Raw genomic sequence first — 21,961 nt, forward strand, 5'->3', positions numbered from 1 at the left:
GGCCGGGGGGGGGGGGTGGACGGTCGGGGCCAAGGTCCCCGTGCGGTGAGACCGCAGCGTGGGGCGCTCGACCGGGGGCCTGCCGCGCAACCGCTAACCTAGGGCGGTGACCGCTATTCCAGCCACCGCCCCCCTGCCCCCGGCACCTGCGCTGACGGCGCTCAGCGTGGTCGTGCCCGTGTACAACGAGCAGGCGTGGATCCGCCGGTCGCTCACCGCGATCCTGGAGTCCGGCGACCGGGCCGGGCTTCCGCTGGACGTCGTCGTCGTCGACGACGGCTCCACGGACTCCACCGCAGCGGTCGTGCAGGAGATCGCTGCGCACGATCCTCGTGTGCGCCTGGTCGGCCAGGCGAACGCCGGTCGGATGGCCGCCCGCCTGACGGGTGCCGGAGCCGCGCACCACCCGTGGATGCTCCTGCTCGACGCCCGGGTCATCGTCGATCCCGACGCCCTGCGCTGGCTCGTCGAGCAGGCGCCCGACCTGTCCGAGGCCCGCGTGTGGTGCGGTCACGTGGAGGTCGACACGCGCGGCAACCTGCCGGCCGCGTTCTGGGACGCCTTGGCCCGCGTGGGCTGGCGTTCCTACCTGCGTTCGCCTCGGGTGCTCTCCTTCGGCGGAGAGGACTTCGACCGCTACCCCAAGGGCACTGGTTGCCTGCTCATCGAGCGCGACTACTTCGCCCAGCTCGCCGAGTCCTTCGAGTCTCTCTACGACGTCCAGCACCTGGCCAGCGACGACACCCGCCTCCTGCGCACGGCTGCTACCGAGCGACGCATCTGGCTCGCACCGGACTTCAGGTTCACGTACCACGGCAAGTCGGGCTGGGGCGGGTTCCGCCGGCAGGCCCTCTTCCGTGGGACCACCTTCGTCGACAGCTACCTCGGCCAGTCGACACCGCTCACGGTCGCGCTCCTGGGTGCCACCGGTATCGGTTTCGCCCTCGTCGTCACCGCGATCCTCAAGCCCGTCGTCGGCCTTCCTGCCATCGCCCTGGCGTGGGCCGCCGTGCCCGCAGCCGTCGCTGCCGCCGGCGGACGCCGGCGGCACGTGGTCGCTGCCGCCGTCATGACCCCACCCTTCGTCGCTCTCTTCGGCGCAGGCGTCCTGCGCGGCTACGCCCTGGCGGCCCGGTCAGCCCTGCGCGCACGCTCCGCCCGCACCTCGTGAGCCTGCTGCAGCGCGCCCGCACCTCGGGCATCCTCGGCGTCGGCTCGGCAGTCGCCGTCTCCAGCGTCGCGGGGTACCTTCTGCTCGCGGTCGTCGGTCGCACGCTGACCACCTCGGAGTTTGCCCTCTTCATGTCCTTCTGGGGTCTGCTCTTCGGGCTCGCGAGCTCGATGTCGATGGTCGAGCAGGAGGCGGCCCGGCAGTCGGCCGGAGGCGAGAAGGACCACTCGGCCCCGATCCTGCGCGTCGCTCTCGCGGCGGGCGCCATCGCCACCACGGTCGCGGCCCTGACGCTCCTCCCGGCGGTCTCCGTCCGTCTCTACGGTCATGCCGAGAGCGGCATGGGAGTGCTCGTGGTCATCGCGACGCTCGGCTTCGCCGCGCAGTTCATGGTGCGCGGGCTGCTGATCGGTGCCGACGACATCCGGGGCTACGCAGGCCTGGTCGTCGCCGAACCCACGTCCCGACTGCTCGTCCTGGCCGTCGTCTGGCTCACGGTCGGGGTCACGCTCGGCTCCGCCGCCGCGGCGGTCGCCGTCGGCGCGTTCGCGTGGATCGGGTGGGTCGGTCCCGCTCGTCGGTTGCTGCGTCGGACCCAGGTCCAGGCAGGGTTCGGCGTCCGGTCCTGGCTCGACCCGCTGCGGCGCGCAGGATCGCTCATGCTCGGGGCTGCGCTGACCGCCGCGCTGATCACCGGGTACACGACGATGGTCACGGCCTTCTCGGGAGGGGCACCCGGCGCGGCGGGCGGCGCGGTCTTCGCGGCGCTCACCGTCTCCCGTCTACCGCTCCTCTTCGTCGCCCCGCTCCAGGCTCTCGCAGTACCGACGATCCTGCGCTGGCAGCAGGCCGGCACGAACACCGTCAAGGACGCACACCGCCTTCTCGTGCTCGCAGCGACCGGCACGCTGGCCGTCGGCCTCGTCGGTGGCCTCGTCGCGTGGTTCATCGGACCGTGGGCCGTCCAGGTCGCGCTCGGGGCGAAATACGTCGTCAGCCCCGCGACGATCGCCGTCCTGGTCTTCTCCGCCTGCTTCCTCGGCCTCCTGCAGCTCGCTTCCGCCGCGCTCATCGCCTTCGGCAGCTACCGCTGGATGGCGACCGTCTGGGCCACCGCCACGGGCACGACCGCACTGTGGCTCCTCCTCAACCCGTTCGACATCGTCCTGTCGGCCGTCGTCGGCGCCCTGGTCGGCCCGGTCGTCGGAGTCTGCGTCGCCCTGGTGGTCCTGTGGCGGATGGTCGGACGGCACGTGAGCGCCGTCGCGGACCACGCCTGAACCGCAGGTCGACCCGTCCGTCTCGGCGGCTCCGGGCCGTCGGCACCACGGACGCGACGGCAGACGGAGGTCGAGCGCCTTCCTCACATGCGGCAGAATGACTGCGTGACTCGGATTCTTGTGACAGGAGCGAACGGCTACATCGGGGCCCATGTGGTCAAGGCCTTGATGCGTGCAGGGGCCACGGTCGTGGCCGCGGACCGGTCGCCGGATGCCTCCACGCGATACCCCGAGGGCGTGGTCGCGGTCCCGGGCGACATCTTCGCGGACCCCGAAGGGCTGTTCGACCGAGCGGGGAAGCTCGACGTGGTCGTGCATCTCGCGTGGGAGAAGGGTTTCGTCCACAACGACCCGGTCCACATCCGCCGCCTTCCCGACCACCTGCGCTTCCTCGAGGCTGCGATCGCCGCGGGGGTGCCACAACTGGTCGTCCTCGGGACCATGCACGAGGTCGGTTACCACGAGGGCGCGATCGACGAGTCGACCCCGACGGCCCCACGCTCGCTGTACGGCATCGCCAAGGACGCGCTGCGACGCAGCCTGGGAGTGGTGAGCGAAGGCAAGGACGTGACCGTCCAGTGGCTGCGCTGCTTCTACATCCACGGCGACGACGAGCGCGGCAGCTCGATCTTCGGCAAGATCGCCGCGGCCGCACGGTCCGGCCAGCGGGAGTTCCCCTTCACCAGCGGGAAGAACCGGTACGACTTCATCGAGGTCGACGAGCTTGCCGAGCAGATCGCCGCGGTAGCCCTGCAGACCCGTGTCACGGGGGTCATCAACTGCTGCACCGGCGAGCCCGTGTCCCTCGCAGACGAGGTCGAGGCGTACATCGCGCAGCACGGCTACGACATCACGCTCGCGTACGGCGCGTTCCCCGACCGCGCCTACGACTCCCCGGGCGTGTGGGGCGACGCGACCAAGATCCGCCAGGTCCTCGAGGCCGATCCCTCGGCCTGAGCGATGCCTCCGGGCCACGCCGCCCCCTGCACCGGGCGTCGCCCGGAGGCATGGACCACCGCCAGGAGTCAGCCCTTGCCCGGGTCTGTCGGCCGGAACGCACGCTTGGCTGCCCGCAGCGGTGTCACGACCGCGTTGCCCACCCGCCACGCGGCCGAGTCACGGAGCCTCTGCTCCGCCTCGAGGGCTGCCGCCTCGTGGTAGGCGATGATCTCCTTCGCAGCACGGAGCTCGTCCTCACGGTCCGCGAGCGTGCGGCGGAGGCGATCAGCCTCCTCGCGTGCCGAGACGATCGTGGGGCTCTCCGCCGGCGTGACGACGGGCCCCGCAGGCAACGGCTCGACCTGCGGCGCCGTCTCACCGGGCACGGCCCGACGCGCGGACAGGACGAACTGATAGCCGAGCGCCAGGGGCTGGGCGCGCACCCAGTCGACGATCTCCTGCGGCAGCAGCGCGGGGTCGACGTCGACCTCGGTCGCCAGAGGATCGGCCGTGGTCATCCACGCGGCGGTGACGACGATGCCCGCGTCGGTGAGCAGGTCCTGGAGGGTGTCCCAGGTGACGAACCGGACATGGGTCTCGTCGAGCAGGCCGAGGGGCGTGTAGTTCCAGCGCCCCTGCAGCAGCCCGAGTCGTAGCGACCCGTGAGCGACGTTGGGGATCGAGATCACCAGGGTCCCGTCCTCGGTGAGGACGGAGAGCGCCCCGGCGAGGATCCGCGCCGGGTTGCGGACGTGCTCGAGCACGTCCGCAAGGACGACGACGTCGAAGGCCTCGGCACCGAACTCCGCCGCATAGTCGAGGGTCTCCGCGTCCGCGACGACCACGGATGCGAGGTGAGCCCGTGCTTCCTCGGCCGCCACGGGGTCAAGCTCCACCCCGCGCACGATGCACTCCTTGTCCTTGAGCGCGTCACCCAGGTATCCCGCGGCGCAACCGACGTCGAGCACGCGGCTCCTGGGTGGGACCATCCCGACGAGGAGGCCGTGGCTCGTGTTGGTCTCTTGTGGATCGAAGTCGAAAGCGTACTTCGACGGCATGGACGGTCTCCTTCGACGAAGGGAAGCGCGGCTGTGCGCGACCGGAAGATGACGAGCAGCCGAGCGATCGATGTCGGCAAGCGTACTCACACGTCGAGAGCCCGACGTCACCCGACCTGGGGCGCACGAGGCCATCCTTCGGTTCGGTAGGCTTGCAGGCCACACCACGTTCAGGAGGAACACCCCCATGCGTCTGCTCGTCACCGGCGGAGCCGGCTTCATCGGATCGAACTTCGTCCACCAGACGGTCCGGGAACGTCCGGACGTCCAGGTCACGGTCCTCGACGCGCTGACGTACGCAGGGGACAAGTCCTCCCTCGCCTCCGTCGCGGACGCGATCACCTTCGTCGAAGGAGACATCGCTGACGCGTCGCTCGTGGACGGGCTCGTCGCCGCCGCCGACCTCGTCGTGCACTTCGCCGCCGAGTCCCACAACGACAACTCCCTCGACGACCCGTGGCCGTTCGTGCAGACGAACGTCATCGGCACCTACACGCTGCTCGAGGCGGTTCGTCGGCACGGTGTGCGCTACCACCACATCTCGACCGACGAGGTGTACGGAGACCTCGAGCTGGACGACCCCGCGCGATTCACCGAGAGCACGCCCTACAACCCTTCGTCGCCGTACTCGTCCACGAAGGCGTCGAGCGACATGCTGGTGCGCGCCTGGGCGCGGTCGTTCGGTGTGCAGGCCACGATCTCGAACTGCTCCAACAACTACGGCCCGTACCAGCACGTCGAGAAGTTCATCCCGCGCCAGATCACCAACCTGATCGACGGCGTCCGCCCCAAGCTCTACGGGGCAGGCCTCAACGTCCGTGACTGGATCCACGTCGAGGACCACAACTCCGCGGTGTGGGCGATCATCGACGGAGGCCGGATCGGCCAGACGTACCTCATCGGTGCCGACGGAGAGGTCAACAACCTGGACGTCGTACGGACGCTCCTCGAGATCTTCGGCCGCCCTGCCGACGACTTCGACCACGTCAACGACCGCCCCGGCCACGACCTGCGCTACGCGATCGACTCGAGCCTTCTGCGGACCGAGCTGGGTTGGACTCCTCGCTACACGGACTTCCGTGCCGGTCTGGAGGCGACGGTGACCTGGTACCGCGAGAACGAGGCGTGGTGGCGTCCGGTGAAGGCTGCCACCGAAGCCAAGTACGAGCTCTCCGGCCAGGCCTGAGCGTCCCCTTTCACCATCGCCGGCCCTGGCCAGGACGAGGAGTTCTTACATGCAGTGGATCGTGATCGGCGCGGCCGGGATGCTCGGCCAGGACGTCGTCGCACGCCTGGAGGGCGAGGGTCGGTCGGTCGAGGCGCTCGACCGGGGCGACCTCGACATCACCGACCCCGCTGCGTGCGATCGGCTCCTCCGTGGCGCCGACGTGGTCGTGAACTGTGCAGCGTGGACGGCGGTCGACCTGGCCGAGGAGCGTGAGGCCGAGGCCTTCGCCGTCAATGCAACGGGCGCGGCAAACCTCGCGCGTTCTGCATCCTCGGTCGGCGCGCGTCTCGTGCAGATCTCCACCGACTACGTGTTCGACGGGTCGGCGCGCACTCCTTACGCCGCAGACGCCCCGCAGAACCCCGCGACGGCCTACGGGCGCACCAAGGCCGCAGGCGAGTGGGCTGTCGCGGCGCTCGGCTCCCAGCACCTGATCATGCGGACCGCGTACCTGTACGGGGCGGGCGGCGTGTGCTTCCCACGGACGATCGTGAAGCTCGCGGCGGAGCGGGGCGGGCTGGACGTGGTCGACGACCAGCACGGCCAGCCGACGTGGACGGTCGATGTCGCCGACCTGGTGCTGCGTGCGGTCGACGCCGAGGTGCCCGGCGGCGTCTACCACGCGACGTCGCAGGGCAGCGCCTCCTGGTTCGAGTTCGCGGCCGAGGCCGTCGCAGCAGCGGGGATGGATCGAGGGCTGGTTCGCCCGACGACGAGCGAGGCCTTCGTACGTCCTGCTCCTCGTCCGACATACTCCGTGCTCGATCACGGTTCCTTGCGGGCGGTGGGGGTCGACCCCATCGGCACGTGGCAGGAGCGTTGGAGCAAGGCTGCCGGTTCGGTCCTCGCTGCGACCCGGCACTGACGCCTTCGGGCGCGCCGATCCAGCGCTCCCGAAGGCACGACGCCGCCCGTGTCGAGCAGGCCATGGCACCCGGGCCCGTTCCGGACCGCCTCCAGCGACCCGGAACGGACACGAACCTGGACCACGAGGCCCGTGGACCGGACGATCCGCGCCGAGGACCTAGCGCTCGAACGGCGAGTCCAGCCCCCCCTGCGCGGCGAGCCGTCGTCGAGCCCCACGGGCAGCACGCCGCTCGACGGGCATCCGCCGACAAGCCTGCGCCAGGGCACGGATCCGCGCACGCAGCAGTTCCGGTCGCTCGTCGCGGCGCAGGACGTGCCGCAACGGCGCGACCACCTGACGCGCGAACGCCCTGACGACCACCGAGAAGGGTGCGTAGCGCGCGAACACGAGCAGCGCGTTGCGGTTGTTGTAGTAGCGGAACAGGGCGCTCGTCGAGTCGGAGCTCTGCGCGTGCCGGTGCCACGCGACGGCCTCCCTGTGGAACAGGATCCGCCATCCGCCGGCGCGCAAGCGCCACGAGAGGTCGGTGTCCTCGTAGTACAGGAAGAGCGAGTCGTCGAACTGACCCACCTGGTCCAGCGCGGCCGTCCTCAGCACCACCGCACCCCCGCAGAAGCCGAAGACGTCCTGCGGAGCCGACAACCGGTTCAACGGCGTGAGCCAGTCCCGATCCGTGGCCGAGCCGGACCGTGAGACCACGTTCCCGGTCGAGTTGACCAGGGGGGCGCCTTCGCCGGTCCGACCTTCCAGCAGGATCAGGGCCGTGACAGCACCGACGTCCTCGTTGCCCGGCTCCTCGAGCAGCTCGATCATCCGTCGGACGGCATCCGGCTCGAACCGCGCGTCGTTGTTCAGCAGGACGACGTACGGCGCGCGTAGGTCGTCGAGCCCCGCGTTGACACCGCCGGCGAATCCACGGTTCGTCGCGTTCTGCACCAGCCGGACAGACGGGTACTCCCTGCGCAGAAGATCCACGGAGCCGTCGTGCGAGGCGTTGTCGACCACCACCGTCTCCAGAGAACCCGGCGGAAGGTCCTGGGCGACCAGCGAGTCCAGGCACGGCCGGAGGAGCGCCTCACCGTTCCAGTTGACGACGACGGCCCTCACCAGAGGTTCGGTCACGAGATCACCTCGCGGTAGACCGCTGCGGTAGCGGTGACTGCCGCGTCCCACGTGAAACGCGAGCTGTTCGCGCGCCCTGCAGCGGCCAGCTCGTCATGCCTGTCCCCCGTCGCGAGAAGCAGTGCCTCGGCCAACGCCGGGACGTCCAGCGGATCGACCGACAGTGCGCTCGGACCGCAGATTTCTTCCATCGAGGTGCCGCGCGACGTCACGACGGGAGTGCCGTGCGCCTGCGCCTCGAGCACCGGGAGGCCGAAGCCCTCCCACACGGACGGGAAGCAGAAGGCTCGTGCCCCCGCGTATGCCGCCTGGAGGTCGTGCTGGCTCAGCTTGCCCAGCCGATGCACCCGGTCCGGGCCGTTCACCTCGATGGCCCTGTTCACCTCGTCCGCGGTCTCGCCCCACCCCGTGGGTCCGACGAGCACGAGGTCCAGCTGGGTCCCGTCCGACCTGAGCTCCGAGTAGGCCCGGAGCAACGTCGGCAGATTCTTGCGCGGCTCGAGAGTGCCGACCCACAGGAGGTAGGGGCGTTCGAGCCCGTTGCGTCGCCGGAAGCCGGCGACGTCGTCCGCGGAGACCTGCTCGGACGTGACCCCGTGCGGGACCACTCGGACGCGTCCACGATCGATGCCCGCGGACACACAGTCTCGAGCCGTGGCCTCGGACGGGACGATCACCACCGCGGCCTCCTCGCGCGTGACCGCGAGCGCGTCTCGGAAGTAGGCCGCCCCGTGCTTCGTGAAGTGCTCGGGCTCGCGCAGGAACGCGAGGTCGTGCACCGTCACCACGAGCGGGACGGGGGCAGGCGGAATGGCCCACGTGGTGGCATGGACAAGGTCGAGGTCGCGCCCACCGGGAACCCGGGGTGTGCGCAGCCGACGCCAGGACTCGTACAGCACCCTTCTCGGAAGGCGAGACATGCTCACCGGGACCCTCGGATCCAGCCCCTGGAGCTCTCCCGCCGCACCGTGGGCCCGGATCCCCCGCACGCGTGCGGCGCCCGAGCGGACGAGGCCGTTGGCGAGCTCACGGACGTAGGTGCCGGACCCGCCGGGCACGGGCTGCCACAGCTGCTCGACGACCAGCGCGACCCGTGGGGTCTCACTTCGTGGCATCGACGACGTCGTTCCTCGGGGACGTGACCATGGGGCGCGGCGGTGTCAGCCGCTCGAAGTGAGATCCGAAGACCACGTATCCACCCGACTCGGTGCGCCCCGTGGGCACCACCGTGAAGGTCAGCCCGCGCAGGTAGCCGTCGATCAGGTGCGACGTTCCGGGCCCCTGGATCGACGCGGACAACGTGTAGGTGTCCGGACGCAAGGGCAGGCTGGGGATCACCACGTCGATCGACCCGTCACCCGGCTCGATGCTCTGCGGCACGTAGTCGGAGTCCTGGGCGTGGTGCCCCCAGATGAGACGGTCGTCGAGCGTCTGGACCGAGACGCCGAAGACCGGCCGTTCGATGGTCTCCGACGCCGTGTAGTGCAGGCGGATCCGGATCTCGTCGCCCGTCCGGCACGTCCGCGCGTCACGGCCGTCCGGATGGAGCCATTCCATCCGGGTGATCTGGGCGTCACCCGATCCGATACGGGCGCCCCCTCCCTCGACGGGCTTGGCGAGGTGGGCTGCCTCCGAGTACTGCTCGATGACTTCGCTGACCGGTCCGGTGCCCTTGAGCTCGCCGTGCGACAGCCAGGCGGCCTCGTCGCAGAAGCTGCGCATCTGCTCCAGACCGTGGCTCACCACGACGACCGTCCGCCCCTCCCGACGGAAGTCGGCGAACTTCCCCATGCAGCGCTCTTGGAACTCCGCGTCCCCGACCGCCAGGATCTCGTCCACCAGAAGGATCTCGGGTTCGACGTGGATCGACACCGCGAACCCCAGTCGCACGTACATGCCGGACGAGTAGTTCTTGACCGGTTGGTCGATGAACGTACCGATGCCGGCGAAGTCGACGATGTCGTCGAACTTCCGGTCGACCTCGTGGCGACTCATGCCGAGGATCGAGCCGTTCAGGTAGACGTTCTCTCGCCCGGTCAGCTCAGGGTGGAACCCGGATCCCACCTCGAGCATGGCGGCCATGCGTCCACGGCTCGTGATGGTCCCCTGGTTGGGGGTCAAGATCTTGGCGATGCACTTGAGGAGCGTCGACTTGCCCGAGCCGTTGTTGCCCAGGAGACCGAAGGTCTTGCCCTCCGGGATCTCCAGCGCGACGTCTCGGAGAGCCCAAAAGTCCTCGTACTGCGACCGGCGACGGTCGACGAACAGCGACTTCAAGGACTGGCTCCGGTTCGTGTACATCCGGAACGTCTTGGAGACGTTGTCCACGGTTACGGCTGACGTGCTCACAGTGCCTCCACAATCCGCGCACTGTGCTTGCGGAACACCAGGATCCCAGCAGTCAGTGCAAGTACAGCCCACGCGAGGCAGCCGAGCCAGACCCCGAGAGAGGGGGCGGCGAAGTCGTACAAGATGCTGCGGTACGCCTCGACGTAGAGCTGCGCAGGATTCAGTCGTGCGATCTGCGCGAGCGGGATCGGTTCACCGCGGAACTCCCACCCCTCGTCGTAGAGATCGTTCTGCACGGTGACCAGCAACGTCAACGGAAAGACGATCCCCGAGATGTACAGCCAGATCTGGTTGAAGATCCCCCAGAGGTACGACAGGTCGCGGAAGTAGACCATTCCCAGCGAGAGGACGAGACCGACCCCGGTAGCGAACAAACCGGTCAGCAGCACGACTCCGAGGAGCAAGGGCACGAAGGGAAGGACCCCCGGTCCCCCGACGAAGAGCACGAGAACGATCAGGATCGCGATCTCGGGAAGGTGGTTGATCGTGTTCGCGACCATCTCCGAGACCAGCAGCACCCAGCGCGGGAAGTACACCTTGGTCAGCAGCGCCGTGTTGGACGTCAGCGAGTTCATGCCCGACATGATCGACCCGGAGAGATAGCCCCAGGCGATGACCCCGATCGCGATCCACACCGCGAACGAGGTGATTCCCGAGTTCGTGCCGGGTGCGACACCCCCGCGCATCACCAGTCCGAACACGAGGGAGTAGATGGCGATCGATGCGAGCGGGTTGAGCAGCGACCACACCCGCCCGAGCATCGTGCGCTTGTACTGGGAGCTGAGCTGACGTCGCGCGAGGTTCCAGATCAGGCCGATGGTGTGACGGAACTCTTCACTCCCCGTGGGCTCGGCCACCCCTCTGTCAATGCTGCTCACTGCCATCGATCCAATCGCACAGTCGGCCAATCCCTCGTTCCACCGGCACAGCAGGGCGCCATGCCAGCACGGCCTTCGCCGCTTCGATGTCTGCCACGCCCGAACGCACGTCCCCCTCGCGGAACTGTCCGGTCACGTGCGGCGCCGGGGCGCCGTACCTCTTCGCGACCACGGTCGCGAGTTCCATGATGGTCGTCCCCTGCCCTGAGCCGATGTCGATGGGGTCCGTCGTCGTGGTGACGAGGTCCGTCCCTGCGACGATCGCGCGTGCCACGTCGTCGATGTAGACGAAGTCCCTGACGATCTCGCCGTCCTCGTAGACCGGGATCGACTGGCCGGCCTTGGCCGTCCGGGCGAAGAGCGGGACGATCCCGGTGTAGGGGTTGGTCAGCGACTGACCCGGCCCGTAGACGTTCTGCAGGCGGAAGAGCACGGCCGCCACTCCCATCGAACGGCACCAGGCCGACACGAGGTTCTCCTGGCACAGCTTGGTGGACCCGTAGACGCTCGAGGGCATCGCTCGGACGTCGTGCGACCGGTGCGGCAGCGGTTCGAGCCCCGGGAAGACCCACTGGTGCGCCGTGAGCATCTCGCTCGAACGCTGTCCCGGAAAGGTGACCTCCCCGGTGACGGAGTCCCGCCACGCCCCTTCCCCGTAGACCGCTCGGGACGACGTCAGGACGATGGAACGTGGTCGGATCCCACGGCGCGCCAGCGCATCGAGCATGCGGGTGGTACCCACGACGTTGACCAGTCCGTGCCGGCTCGCCTCGCTGAGCGACTGAGCAGTCCCGGTCTCCGCGGCGAGGTGCACGATCACGTCAGGGACGAACCGATCGAGAAGGTCATCCCAGTCCGCCGCCTCCGTCACGTCTCCGACGACGAGCTCCACCCTGGGGTCGAGCCCCTCGGGTCGTGACCGGTCGGAGTGCACCTGCGGATGCAGGTTGTCGATCGCCACCACCTGGTCGAAGCGTTCGGCCAGGGAAGAGGACAGTGCGCACCCGATGAAGCCTGCACCGCCTGTCACCACACACGTCGTCATCGATCCGTACTCCCTCCATACATCTGGCATGCGCCCCACCGGGGCCCTTCCACCAACACGTCAGCTGAGGATCGTGGGTGGCTGCAGGCTCAGATATCTCTCCGTCAGCTCGAAGACGACCAGGTCGGCACCGGACGTCCGTGCGGCGTGAAGGACGTTGGCGCGCTGGCTCGGATCGTCCAGGTGGTGACGGATCTGGAACGTCGACTCGAACGAGCCTGCCCAGAACGCCGACAGGGCGGTTCCTTGCGAGTCACCCAGGACGAGCGCCTTCTTGGGGATCTCTCCGCCGGCGGTCGTCACGGGGAGCTCGAGCAGGTCTACGCCACCGGGCCAGGAGAGCTCCGACTCCGTCCCGTCGGCCGCGGTGCGGGTGGTGACCACCGGCTCCGGGTCAAGGGTCGGGACGGTCCAGTCGTCCCGCGGCGCCTCGACGCCCCACTCGGCGAACTCGTTCGGCGGGGCCTGCCTCTGGACCTCGACGACCTTCCCGCTCACCAGCCCGTCGTAGTCGGAGTTCGGGTACAGGTCCTGGAGGCAGTCGCTGATCGACTCCCAGGCCACCGACGCACCGTAGGGGGTCCAATGGCTGTTGACCGCGCTGTAGACCCACTCGTCCTCCGCTGCGGCCTGCAGGTCGCCGCGGACGTCCACGATCGGGAGGTCTCCGGAGACCTCGAGCAGCTGGTCGAAGTGCGTCAGGCCACGCAAGGGCTGCGCCCAGTCGGGGAGCATCTCCGGGTAGACGGCGCCCGACGAGGGAGCGACGACAACGATCAGGTCGGTTCCCTCGCGCGCCAGCCCCGCCTGCAGATCGTCGAAGTAGTCACGCCACTGGTCGCGCTGCTCGTCGAGCCAGGGAGCCCGACCGAGCATGTCCGAGAAGTTGTTGGCCTGGATGTCGGACCAGAAGACGAAGCCGTCGCGGCCTGGCACTCCCGGGTACGGCAGGTCTGCCGTGTTCTCGGCGAAGACCGCTTCCGACTCGGGTGTCCTGGGCCCCGTCCAGATCGTCGGGTCTCCAGGGACGACCTCGGATCGGCAGGACTTCGGGGTGCTCGCGACACCTACCGCCTCGGCATCGAGCCACCCTCGTGTCGTGGCGACACCCAGGCCAGCCATGAGTGCCGAGAGCACGACGAGCGTCACGAGCGGGATGTAGGAACGACGCGGCAGCAGTGGCGTCCGCGGGCGGACACCAGGCGCTGTCGAGGTCGTCGGAGCGGAGGTCTGCTCCCCCGCGCCCTGCAGGGGCTCGCTCATGACTGTCCTTCTGCTGACTGCCGCTGCTTGCGCATCCGGCTGGCGTACGGAGTCGACGAGTAGTCGACGTTGACGAGCTCCTCCCGCAGGAACGTGGTCGCGGGCCTCATGCGGGCGATCCCGCGCTCGAGGAACCGCGGGGTCCAGTTCTTGAGGCTCATCGCAGGAGACTCGATGAGGTGCCACGAAAGATAGGCCAGCACGTGCGTCGCGACGATCACCACGACGTGGTAGACCGCCCATCCGTAGTTCTGCAGGCCGAAGAATGCACCGAGGGTCATGACCGGCCAGGCGGTGATGTAGATCCCGTAGCTGAAGTCTCCGTGCTTCTCCCAGTTGGTGATCCGACCACGCACGGCGAACCACATGAGGAAGTAGAGGAAGCCGAACTGGCCGAGGACGTTCCAGCCACCGTACGCGTAGGTCAGCGCACTGAAGATCAGGGCTCCGATCGCGAGACGGTCGTCGACCGGGATCTTGTCACCGAAGAGCGTGAAGAGGACCCCGAAGCAGAAGGGTGCAAGGAACATCAGGAGGAAAGGGTCCGAGAAGATCGGGTTGACGGACCACAGGGTGGCCGCGCCGGACCACTGCATCGCGTTGAGCCCCAGGATCACGGCACAGAAGATCCCACCGACCATGCGGTTCGCCAGCGCGCCGAAGAGACCGAGGATCGCAACGATGATGTATGCCAGGAACTCGTACCTCAGCGTCCAGGCCGACCCGTTCCAGTCGTAGCCACCGTGCAGCTGCGCATAAGGCAGCTCGGCACCCATGCCAGCGATGTTGCGCTGCCCCAGGTCCAACCACATGTTGTTGGAGAAGTAGGTGAGCGGTGACTCGTAGTTCACACCCCAGTAACCAGCGATCGAGCCGGTCGTGTGCCACCAGGCGATCGGGGCGAAGACGAGGACGACCAGCAGGAGGGTGGCCCAGAATGCCGGGAAGATGCGGAGGCAGCGGCGCCAGAGATAGCGCCAGATGGTCGACGAGCCCATCCGCGAGCGTGCGATGAGGAACCCGCTGAAGAAGAAGAAGCCCGCGACCGCGACGCCACCGATCGACTGCTCCGAGCTGATCTGGACCCCGAGGTCGTGGCCGCCGTAGAAGCCGGCGATCGGGCCGGCGTGGCTGAAGATGACGAGGAACGCCATGAGCCAACGGAGGAATCCGATGCTGTTGGCCCGGGGGTCGAACGCTTCGACGAGCGAGAGCGGCCCCCCTTGCAGGCGCAGCTTTCGGGGGACTGAGAAGACACCTGCGGTCACGTGAGGTCCTCGTCCTGGCTCGCCGTCGCGGCGGGGCCGCCCTTGATCCCTCTGGCCAGGTTCCCGGGAATCCGTCGGACCCCTCGGACGCCCCGATAGGCCGGCCTGAGCATGCTGGCGACACGGGGGTGGCGCAGAGCCACCGAACGCTTGATCGCGACGAGCACGTTGGGGAGACCGGTGATCGACTCCAGGTACTCGTTCTGCTCGGTGATGGTTCCGGGCAGCCGCGAGCTCAGGGCGCTGAGCTTGTACTCGAGGAAGTTGTAGTTGATGGCAGCGTTCGTCGTGTTGATCACGGTGTGCACCATGTACTGCTGCGACAGCGCCGAGTAGCTGAAGAGCCGCTCGACCACGTGGGCCAGGGAGCCGTCGGCGTACTGCCCCTCCAGCGGGAAGTCGCTCCAGGTGAACTCTGCGTCGAGCAGCGGACGGAGCGCAGCAGGACGGAAGTAGAACATCGAGCCATACGGCGACAGCGGGGTGGTGGCGTCGAACGCGACGTCGATCCCCAGTCGCTTCGCGAGCGCCATGGCCGGCTTCTTGTTGGCGTACCAGGCCTTGCCCAGCGTCGCGTAACCGATCTGCACCACGGGAGGGAACACCATGCCGACCGACTCGTCGTCGCCGAACAGGTCGAGGACGTTCTGGACGTACCCCGGGGAGCTCAGCAGGTTCTCCATCAGGTGACGCTTGAACCACTCACCGATCGTGAACCCGTCCTGGGCGGACTTCTTGGAGTGCAGCTTGAGCATCACGTCGTACTTCGGGTCCAGGAGGACGTCCCGCAGCCCGATCAGGAAGGCGGTGATGTCACGACCACGGTTCGACTCGAGCACCCGGACGTCGAACTGCTCGCGCCCACGAGCCAGGAGGCGGCGCTCGATGAACTCCTTCTTGAGCGTGTCCGTGGTCGTGATGTACAGGTCGTACGGGACCGGGACGTGATCGATCGAGTCCATGAGCTCGTCGATCATCGACTCGTAGAAGACGTGCACCAGGACGGCCATCGAGACGTCGGAACCGCTCCCGCTGCCGACCGGCACGTCGGGGAGCACGTGCGTCAGGGTCATGTTCGTCGACACGACCCGTGGCTCTGCCGAGTGCGAGATGTTCTGCCAGACGAGCCGCAACGGATAGTCCGTGGTCCGCAGCTTCTCGATCATGTCTCGCCCGATGACCGCGTTGTCGTTCATGTAGAGCGGGTCCTGGAAGAAGAGACGGCGCTTGACGATCGGGCAGCGATCGTTCAGCAGCAGGACAGGCGTGTCGATCGCAGGATGGTTGGTCGGGTAGTTGCGCTCGGGGAACGCCACCATGCTGCCGTATCCGAGCTCTTCGAAGTGGTGCGTAAACCGAGCCTCGTGGTTGTCGACCGAGTCGTTGTAGGTCGCGATGGGGGGCATGGTGTCCCAGTACGCTCGGAACGCGTCGGTGTCGAAGAGCGACCGTCGGACCGCGATCCAGTGGGACTGGATGTGGCCGTGCATGGTCCTCTTCGCGGCGAACGGGTGCGGGGTGACCTCACCGTGATCGGTGAGTCCCCAGAAGTCGACGTTCCAGGTCTCCGAGCGCTCGAAGACCTCGGCGAACGGGTAGACCGGACCGAAGAACGTGTAGTTGAGCAGCACGAGCTCGTCGTACTCGCGCAACCGGTCGGCGCCGAGCCTCGCGAGCCCCTCCTGGTAGCCGCCGACGTCGAGCCCGACGTTCTCTCTCTCGACGATCTCCGCGACGAAGGGCGCGACCCGCGCTCGGGAGTCCTCGTCGAGCGGACCGTTGGACACGAAGATGATGGTCTCGACGCTGCGCCCCAAGTCCTCGAGGCAGAACGGGATGTAGTCGTCCACATGACCGTCAGCAGCCCAGAACAGGTAGATGGCAACGCGCTTCAATCGATTCCTCCGTATGGCGAGCTCGCTCGGCAAGGCCGCGCCGAGGACTGCATGATGCTACCCCAACACCACCCTACGGCCGGGCGCCCGCCGGCCCGTCTTCCGCGACCGGACCGGCCCCTCGCCGAAGGGCCGGCACCTGGCGCACCCGCTCAGAAGCTTCGGGCCCGCGGGGACCTCGAGCCCCCTCCAGCGCCACGATGAAGATCGTCAGCGCGATCACGTAGAGCACGACGGCCGGCATGAAGCCGAGGTTCGACGACCACGCGGGCTCCGTCGTGGCATAAGGTCCGCCCGCTCCGACCGCATACCTCCTCGCAGCGCCGTAGAACGCCAGCGCTCCCGCCCCTCCGAGGGCTGCGGTCATCCCGCGGGAGAGGCGAGCCGCCGTCGGTTCCTCGTCCCCCTCCCCCGGTGCGAGGATCCAGGCCGCGAGCAGAGGGAGGCCGATGGCGATGGGGAGGGTGTAGCGCCCTTGCCAGACGAGTCCGGCGTCCTCGGCTCCTGGGAGCTGGACGAGCATCGGACCGACGACCACACCGACGAAGAGCACACCCAGTGCCACCTTGGCCGACACCTGCCCACGGCGCTGGAGAGCGAGCGCGGCCAGCATCCCGAGCGACACGGTCCACACGAGCAGGGTCAGGAGCGGGACCGGCGAGTCGAACCAACCCAGGTTCCCGATCATCTGCTCGTACTGCTTGCTCAAGGAGAGCACCATGTCGGTGACCGCCAGGACCTTGTCCCCGTAGGCCGGCCACAGCCCCTCCCCGGTGAGCAGGGTCCCGTACCGCACGGACCACAGGACCGAGGGCAGGGAGACGACCGCCACGTAGGCGAAGGATCCCACGACGAGCCGTCGTCGTTCGGCCCACAGGATCCGTGCCCGCCCGCTGCCGAGCAGGCTGAGCGTGACGATCACCAGCGCCCAGAGAGGAGAGAGACCTCGGACGTTGGCCAGGACGGCGAAGCTCACCGCTGCGATCACCAGCGTGTGCCGGGGTATGCGCCCTCGGGCACCGAACACGGCCCAGCTCGACGCCCACGCGGCGAGCGCGGCCGAGATCTCCAGCCCGTTGGGATTGATCGTCGAGAACAGGAACAGGGCCATCGGGGTGAGCGCGGTGATCGCCCCCCACCAGACGATCCGGCTCGCCCTCACGGCACGGAGCGCGACGAGGCCCGCGACGACGAAGGCCGTCGACACCGCAGCCGACACCAGGCGCATCACCAGGATTCCCGGGTCGGCAGGAAGCAACCGCGAAGGCCAGCCGACGAGCGCGTAGTACAGCGGCGGGTAGTGCCCGGCAGCCGTGGAGGCCTCCACGATCGTCGTGTGGTCGTCCAGGATGGCCGGCATGCAGGAGGCGGGCTGCTCCGGGAGCGTCGCGTAGCAGTTGAGACCGGGCACGACGGCGTAGTCGACAGGGACATGGACCGTGGTCAGCGCGCCCGGCACCATCCAGGTCGTGGGTCGAGGACCGACGGTACCCGTGAGCTGCCCTCGGGCGACCGCGACGGCTTTGATCGTGTGGCTGGGTTCGTCCGGCGAGGACATCGCCGGCGTCGCGACGGCCCACAACGCGCACATCGCGAAGAAGGAGGCCGTGATGATGCACCACCGCAGACGCACCGCTGCGACGCCTGTCAGCGCCCGGATCACGGTGCAACCACGCGTCGGAGAGTAGCTCGGGAGAAGGAGGGCGCCTGTCGGCGTCGCGGAGCCACCTGGCGGTCCGGCAGACCCCGAGGTCGAGAGGACGTCATGCGGTCACCTTATTCTGGGTCGACCGGCCGGGCGACGCCCGCGCCAGACTTCTCGGTCGCCTGGCCGCGGAAGTCGGACAGGAGAGGTGGAACCAGATGCCCGACGAACGTCCGGGTGACGGCGCGAGAGCTTCGGTCCCCCCTGCCATCGGACCGAAGAGCGCGGTCCGGCGGCTCGTGCAGCACCCGCTGGTGAAGTACCTCGTCGTCGGTGGCCTGTCCTTCCTCGTGGACGCAGGCCTCCTGTGGCTCTGCACCTCGCTCCTCGGGTGGGCCGTGTGGCTCGGGGCGACGATCGGGTTCTGGACCGGTGTGCTGGTCAACTTCACGCTCAACAGGATCGTCATGAATCGCGACAAGAGCTCGCTCCTGACCCAGACGAGTCGGTACGGCGTGCTCCTGGCGTTCAACTACGTCGTGACCCTCGGAATTCTCCACCTCACGACGTCCTGGGGCGTGCCGGTGGTGGTCGCGAAGACCGCGATCGTCGCAGGAAGCACGTGCTGGAACTACGTGCTCTATCGCTTGTGGGTCTTTGCCTGAGCACGGACCCCGGCCAGGGTCGTCCCACGGCGCGCCTGCAAGGCGACAAGTCTCCTACCACGTAGCGTGCCAGAAAGCGACCCTCTGACCTGCTTCCTTTCGAGGTTCTCACATCGTCGTCGGCACGTCCTTCGACCTGTGCGTACCGTGCGCACCGCGAGCTGTCGCTGAGCACACCGTCGACAGAGAGGCCTGACCATGGCCAGCAACACATCACTCACTGGCGTCGCACTCGTCCTCGCCCTCGCGCTCGCCGTCGGCGGGTGCGCGGTGGACGGCCAGAGCACGCCCGGGGCACTGGAGTCGACAGGCACCGTCCCGACCGTGGCGCCCCCGACGGAGCCTGCCACCGATCCGACCACCGACCCGCCGGACATCGATCCGACGACGCCCGAACCGATCACGCCCTCGGAGTCGGGGAAGCCGGTCGTCGGGGGCGTGGGCGTCCTGATCTCCAACGCGGGCTGGACAGCGGAGACCGGGGTGACCGTGCGCGGATATGCCGACACGATCGATGCTGCGGCGACCTGCACCCTCGACCTGTCGAAGGCGGGTACCACTCGGAGCGTCACGTCCGAGGCGCTCGAGGGTCCGACCACCATGTCCTGCGGCGAGCTGATCGTCGGATCGGATGCCCTCTCCTCAGGGGACTGGACGGCAGTTCTCTCCTACAAGTCGACGACCGCGTGGGGCTCCTCCGCCCCCGTGGTCGTCACCGTGCCGTGATCCGCGGAGCGTCGAGCACGAGGCGCTCCCGCTCCCTGGTCGGCGCACTGGCCTCGCTCGTGATGCTGCTCGCGGGAGCGCTCGTCTCCGCGGGACCGGCATCCGCGGTCTCCGGTTCTGACTTCAATCCCGGCTTCATCATCTCGGACGCCGTCTTCTACGACGCCGGGGCGATGAACGCGAGCCAGATCCAGTCGTTCATCGACTCGAAGGGTGCTCGGTGCACCCCGGCCGCCGGGAACACCTGTCTCAAGAACTACCAGGAGTCGACGAACACGATCCCCGCCGACAGCTACTGCGCGGCATACCAGGGCGCTGCCTCGGAAGCGGCCGCGCAGATCATCGCCAAGGTGGCGGCTGCCTGCCGCATCAATCCCCAGGTCCTCCTGGTCACGCTCCAGAAGGAGCAGGGCCTGGTCACCTCGACGGCGGGCAAGCCCGCCGCCACCTTCCGACGCGCCCTCGGGTACGGATGTCCGGACAACGCCGGCGGATGGTGCGACCCGAACTACTCGGGGTTCTTCGTCCAGATGCAGCGCGCCGCCCGCCAGTTCCAGATCTACAAGGCACGCCCCACCAGCTACTCCTATGTCGCGGGCAGGACGAACACGATCCTGTACCACCCCAACACGGCGTGCGGGACGACCCAGGTCTACATCCAGAACCAGGCGACCGCAGCGCTCTACAACTACACCCCCTACGTCCCGAACGCAGCTGCCCTCGCGGCGGGATACGGTACGGGCGACTCGTGCTCGAGCTACGGGAACCGCAACTTCTTCCTGTACTTCGGCGACTGGTTCGGCTCGTCCGGTCTCGTCATCTCGCCCTACATCTGGGACTGGTACCAGAACCCGGCGAACAAGGCGAGCGCCGGCGAGCCCACGACCCAGGCCTCCGTCACCGCAGGAGGCATCCGGCAGGGCTTCCAGGGCGGAACGGTGTACGTGTCGGGAATGTTCGGCGTACAGCTCGTCCCGGCAGGACTACTCAACCTGTACTACGACGCGCTCGGCGGCCCCCCGGGAACCCTGGGATTCCCGACCGGTGCGTACTCGGCCCCGGCGGGCGGGCTGTCGCAGCCGTTCCAGAACGGCACCGTCTTCATCTCCGGGGGCTCGGGCTTCGCCTACGTCTCAGGCTGGCTGCTGGACGTCTACCAGTCCAAGGGCGGTCCCGCGGGAACCCTGGGATTCCCGACGAGCCTGGGCTCGGTGAACTCCGGTGGGCTCACGCAGTCGTACCAGGGCGGGACGGTCTGGATCTCCGGGGGCGCCGGCATCCACACCCTCAGGCCCGAGATGCAGAGTGCGTTCCTTGCCGCCGGTGGACCGTCCGGGCCCCTCGCCTTCCCCACGGGTGCACAGAGCACCGTCGGCGGGATGGAGGTCCAGCCCTTCCAGAACGGTGTCATCGCTGGTCGCAGCGGCGCGTTCTTCGCGGTGTCCGGATGGATGATGGACGTCTACCGGGCGAACGGTTTCCCCTCGGGCAGGCTGGGGGCCCCCATCGGGAACCAGCGGTGGGAGGCCGGTGGGATCGTCCAGTCCTTCGAGGGCGGGACGATCTACATCGCCGGCGGCACGGGGATCCAGGTGGTGCCGACCGCGGTGCAGTCCGTCTACTCGGCGAGCAACGGTCCGGCCGGCCCGCTGGGGTTCCCGACCGGTCCCGCCACGTCGGCGACCCCTGTCACGTTCCAGCCGTTCCAGGCGGGGACCGTCTACACGGACGGGACGACGGGCGGCTACGTCTCGCGAGGGATGATGGCCGACTTCTACGGGGCGCGCGGTGGGTACAACGGTTCGCTGGGCCTGCCGGTCGGTGGCACCCAGCTCGTGGGCGGCGGGATCGTCCAGGCGTTCAGGAACGCGACCGCGTACATCTCCGGCGCGGGGGGCATGCACACCAACCCGGCCGGGGGGCTCGCCGAGATGTACTACCGGTCCCTGGGAGGTCCCACCGGGATTCTCGGGTGGCCTGCCGGGGCGGAGCGCGGCGTCGCGGGCGGGATCGTCCAGGCGTACACGGGCGGCACGATGTACATCTCGGGCGGTACCGGGTTCCACTACTCGTCGGGGTGGATGGGTGACGTCTACACGCAGCGCGGTGGGCCCGCGGGTTCCCTCGGGTTCCCGCTCTCCAGCCCGTACGTGGAGGCGGGCGGGATCGTCCAGTCCTTCCAGGGCGGGACGATCTACATCGCGGGCAGCACGGGGATCCACACGGTACCGCCGGCGATCCAGGCCGCCTTCGCCTCGAACGGTGGCCCTGGCGGAACGCTCGGATTCCCGGTCGCTGCGGCCGTCGTCTCCGGGACCGTGACGACCCAGCGGTTCCAGCGCGGCAGCATCGCTGTGGCGTCGGACGGCACGGTGACGATCACCCCGGGCTAGGCCCTCGCCACGCACGGGCCTCGCACGAGGCGGAGGTGCTCCCGTCGCCCACCACGGCACGGGACACCACCGTCTCGGCGAGGCTCGCGGAGGAGACGACGGTCTCTACGAGACCTCCACGTCGCGCCCTCCGGCGCGCCGCCGGGTGACCGGGACGACGACCTATGC

Annotated in this window: 18 protein-coding genes; 8 read left to right on the top strand and 10 right to left on the bottom strand. The window is 68.5% G+C overall.

The features are described from left to right. Window positions 1-106 precede the first annotated feature (106 nt). From H9641_RS00890 to H9641_RS00900, 3 genes are all read left to right on the top strand, one after another. Window positions 107-1,171, top strand: a complete 1,065-nt coding sequence (locus tag H9641_RS00890) for a glycosyltransferase (RefSeq protein WP_191800142.1) — start codon at window positions 107-109, stop codon at window positions 1,169-1,171. Continuing rightward, window positions 1,168-2,451, top strand: coding sequence for a polysaccharide biosynthesis protein (locus H9641_RS00895; RefSeq protein WP_191800144.1), 1,284 nt, complete (start codon window positions 1,168-1,170; stop codon window positions 2,449-2,451). Before H9641_RS00890 ends, H9641_RS00895 begins: the two co-directional genes overlap by 4 nt. A gap of 105 nt (window positions 2,452-2,556) precedes the next feature. Continuing rightward, on the top strand, window positions 2,557-3,408 hold the full coding sequence (locus H9641_RS00900) for an NAD-dependent epimerase/dehydratase family protein (protein ID WP_318244304.1): 852 nt from the start codon (window positions 2,557-2,559) through the stop codon (window positions 3,406-3,408). 68 nt (window positions 3,409-3,476) lie between these two features. On the opposite strand, the gene H9641_RS00905 is transcribed toward H9641_RS00900, so the two are convergent. Further along, window positions 3,477-4,448, bottom strand: coding sequence for a class I SAM-dependent methyltransferase (locus H9641_RS00905; RefSeq protein ID WP_191800148.1), 972 nt, complete (start codon window positions 4,446-4,448; stop codon window positions 3,477-3,479). A gap of 187 nt (window positions 4,449-4,635) precedes the next feature. Between H9641_RS00905 and rfbB the strand changes: the two genes are divergently transcribed. Together rfbB and rfbD are read left to right on the top strand one after the other, a co-directional pair. After that, window positions 4,636-5,634, top strand: coding sequence for a dTDP-glucose 4,6-dehydratase (gene rfbB / locus H9641_RS00910; protein WP_191800150.1), 999 nt, complete (start codon window positions 4,636-4,638; stop codon window positions 5,632-5,634). A gap of 49 nt (window positions 5,635-5,683) precedes the next feature. Then, complete coding sequence (rfbD, locus tag H9641_RS00915) at window positions 5,684-6,541, top strand: dTDP-4-dehydrorhamnose reductase (protein WP_191800152.1); 858 nt, start codon at window positions 5,684-5,686, stop codon at window positions 6,539-6,541. Window positions 6,542-6,700: 159 nt separating this feature from the next. On the opposite strand, the gene H9641_RS00920 is transcribed toward rfbD, so the two are convergent. The 9 genes from H9641_RS00920 to H9641_RS00960 form a co-directional block, all read right to left on the bottom strand. Further along, window positions 6,701-7,666, bottom strand: coding sequence for a glycosyltransferase family 2 protein (locus tag H9641_RS00920; protein WP_191800154.1), 966 nt, complete (start codon window positions 7,664-7,666; stop codon window positions 6,701-6,703). Beyond that, window positions 7,663-8,781 (bottom strand): glycosyltransferase family 4 protein, encoded by a 1,119-nt coding sequence (locus H9641_RS00925; RefSeq protein WP_191800156.1) that lies wholly within the window; start codon window positions 8,779-8,781, stop codon window positions 7,663-7,665. Before H9641_RS00925 ends, H9641_RS00920 begins: the two co-directional genes overlap by 4 nt. Continuing rightward, window positions 8,768-10,015, bottom strand: coding sequence for an ABC transporter ATP-binding protein (locus tag H9641_RS00930; RefSeq protein ID WP_318244305.1), 1,248 nt, complete (start codon window positions 10,013-10,015; stop codon window positions 8,768-8,770). The genes H9641_RS00925 and H9641_RS00930 overlap by 14 nt, the downstream gene beginning before the upstream one ends. Then, window positions 10,012-10,893, bottom strand: coding sequence for an ABC transporter permease (locus tag H9641_RS00935; protein ID WP_318244306.1), 882 nt, complete (start codon window positions 10,891-10,893; stop codon window positions 10,012-10,014). Before H9641_RS00935 ends, H9641_RS00930 begins: the two co-directional genes overlap by 4 nt. Further along, a complete protein-coding gene (locus H9641_RS00940) occupies window positions 10,880-11,923 on the bottom strand; it encodes an NAD-dependent epimerase/dehydratase family protein (RefSeq protein ID WP_318244307.1) in 1,044 nt (347 codons plus the stop codon). Before H9641_RS00940 ends, H9641_RS00935 begins: the two co-directional genes overlap by 14 nt. 75 nt (window positions 11,924-11,998) lie before the next feature. Then, on the bottom strand, window positions 11,999-13,201 hold the full coding sequence (locus tag H9641_RS00945; protein ID WP_191800162.1) for an alginate O-acetyltransferase AlgX-related protein: 1,203 nt from the start codon (window positions 13,199-13,201) through the stop codon (window positions 11,999-12,001). Next, the gene (locus tag H9641_RS00950; RefSeq protein ID WP_318244308.1) at window positions 13,198-14,469 is read right to left on the bottom strand and encodes an acyltransferase family protein; all 1,272 of its coding nucleotides are present in this window, start codon (window positions 14,467-14,469) and stop codon (window positions 13,198-13,200) included. The genes H9641_RS00945 and H9641_RS00950 overlap by 4 nt, the downstream gene beginning before the upstream one ends. Beyond that, window positions 14,466-16,364, bottom strand: coding sequence for a rhamnan synthesis F family protein (locus H9641_RS00955; RefSeq protein ID WP_191800164.1), 1,899 nt, complete (start codon window positions 16,362-16,364; stop codon window positions 14,466-14,468). The genes H9641_RS00950 and H9641_RS00955 overlap by 4 nt, the downstream gene beginning before the upstream one ends. A 73-nt stretch (window positions 16,365-16,437) precedes the next feature. Continuing rightward, on the bottom strand, window positions 16,438-18,027 hold the full coding sequence (locus H9641_RS00960) for a DUF2142 domain-containing protein (protein ID WP_191800166.1): 1,590 nt from the start codon (window positions 18,025-18,027) through the stop codon (window positions 16,438-16,440). A 296-nt stretch (window positions 18,028-18,323) separates the two neighbouring features. On the opposite strand from H9641_RS00960, the gene H9641_RS00965 reads away from it, so the two are divergent. From H9641_RS00965 to H9641_RS20540, 3 genes are all read left to right on the top strand, one after another. Further along, on the top strand, window positions 18,324-18,674 hold the full coding sequence (locus tag H9641_RS00965) for a GtrA family protein (RefSeq protein ID WP_191800168.1): 351 nt from the start codon (window positions 18,324-18,326) through the stop codon (window positions 18,672-18,674). Window positions 18,675-18,872: 198 nt separating this feature from the next. Further along, entirely contained in the window at window positions 18,873-19,400 is a 528-nt protein-coding gene (locus H9641_RS00970; RefSeq protein ID WP_191800170.1) for a hypothetical protein, read from the top strand. Next, window positions 19,397-21,793, top strand: a complete 2,397-nt coding sequence (locus tag H9641_RS20540; protein WP_191800172.1) for an LGFP repeat-containing protein — start codon at window positions 19,397-19,399, stop codon at window positions 21,791-21,793. The genes H9641_RS00970 and H9641_RS20540 overlap by 4 nt, the downstream gene beginning before the upstream one ends. The last annotated feature ends 168 nt before the right edge of the window (window positions 21,794-21,961 follow it).

It is taken from the genome of Oerskovia merdavium, from assembly GCF_014836755.1.
GTDB lineage: Bacteria > Actinomycetota > Actinomycetes > Actinomycetales > Cellulomonadaceae > Oerskovia > Oerskovia merdavium.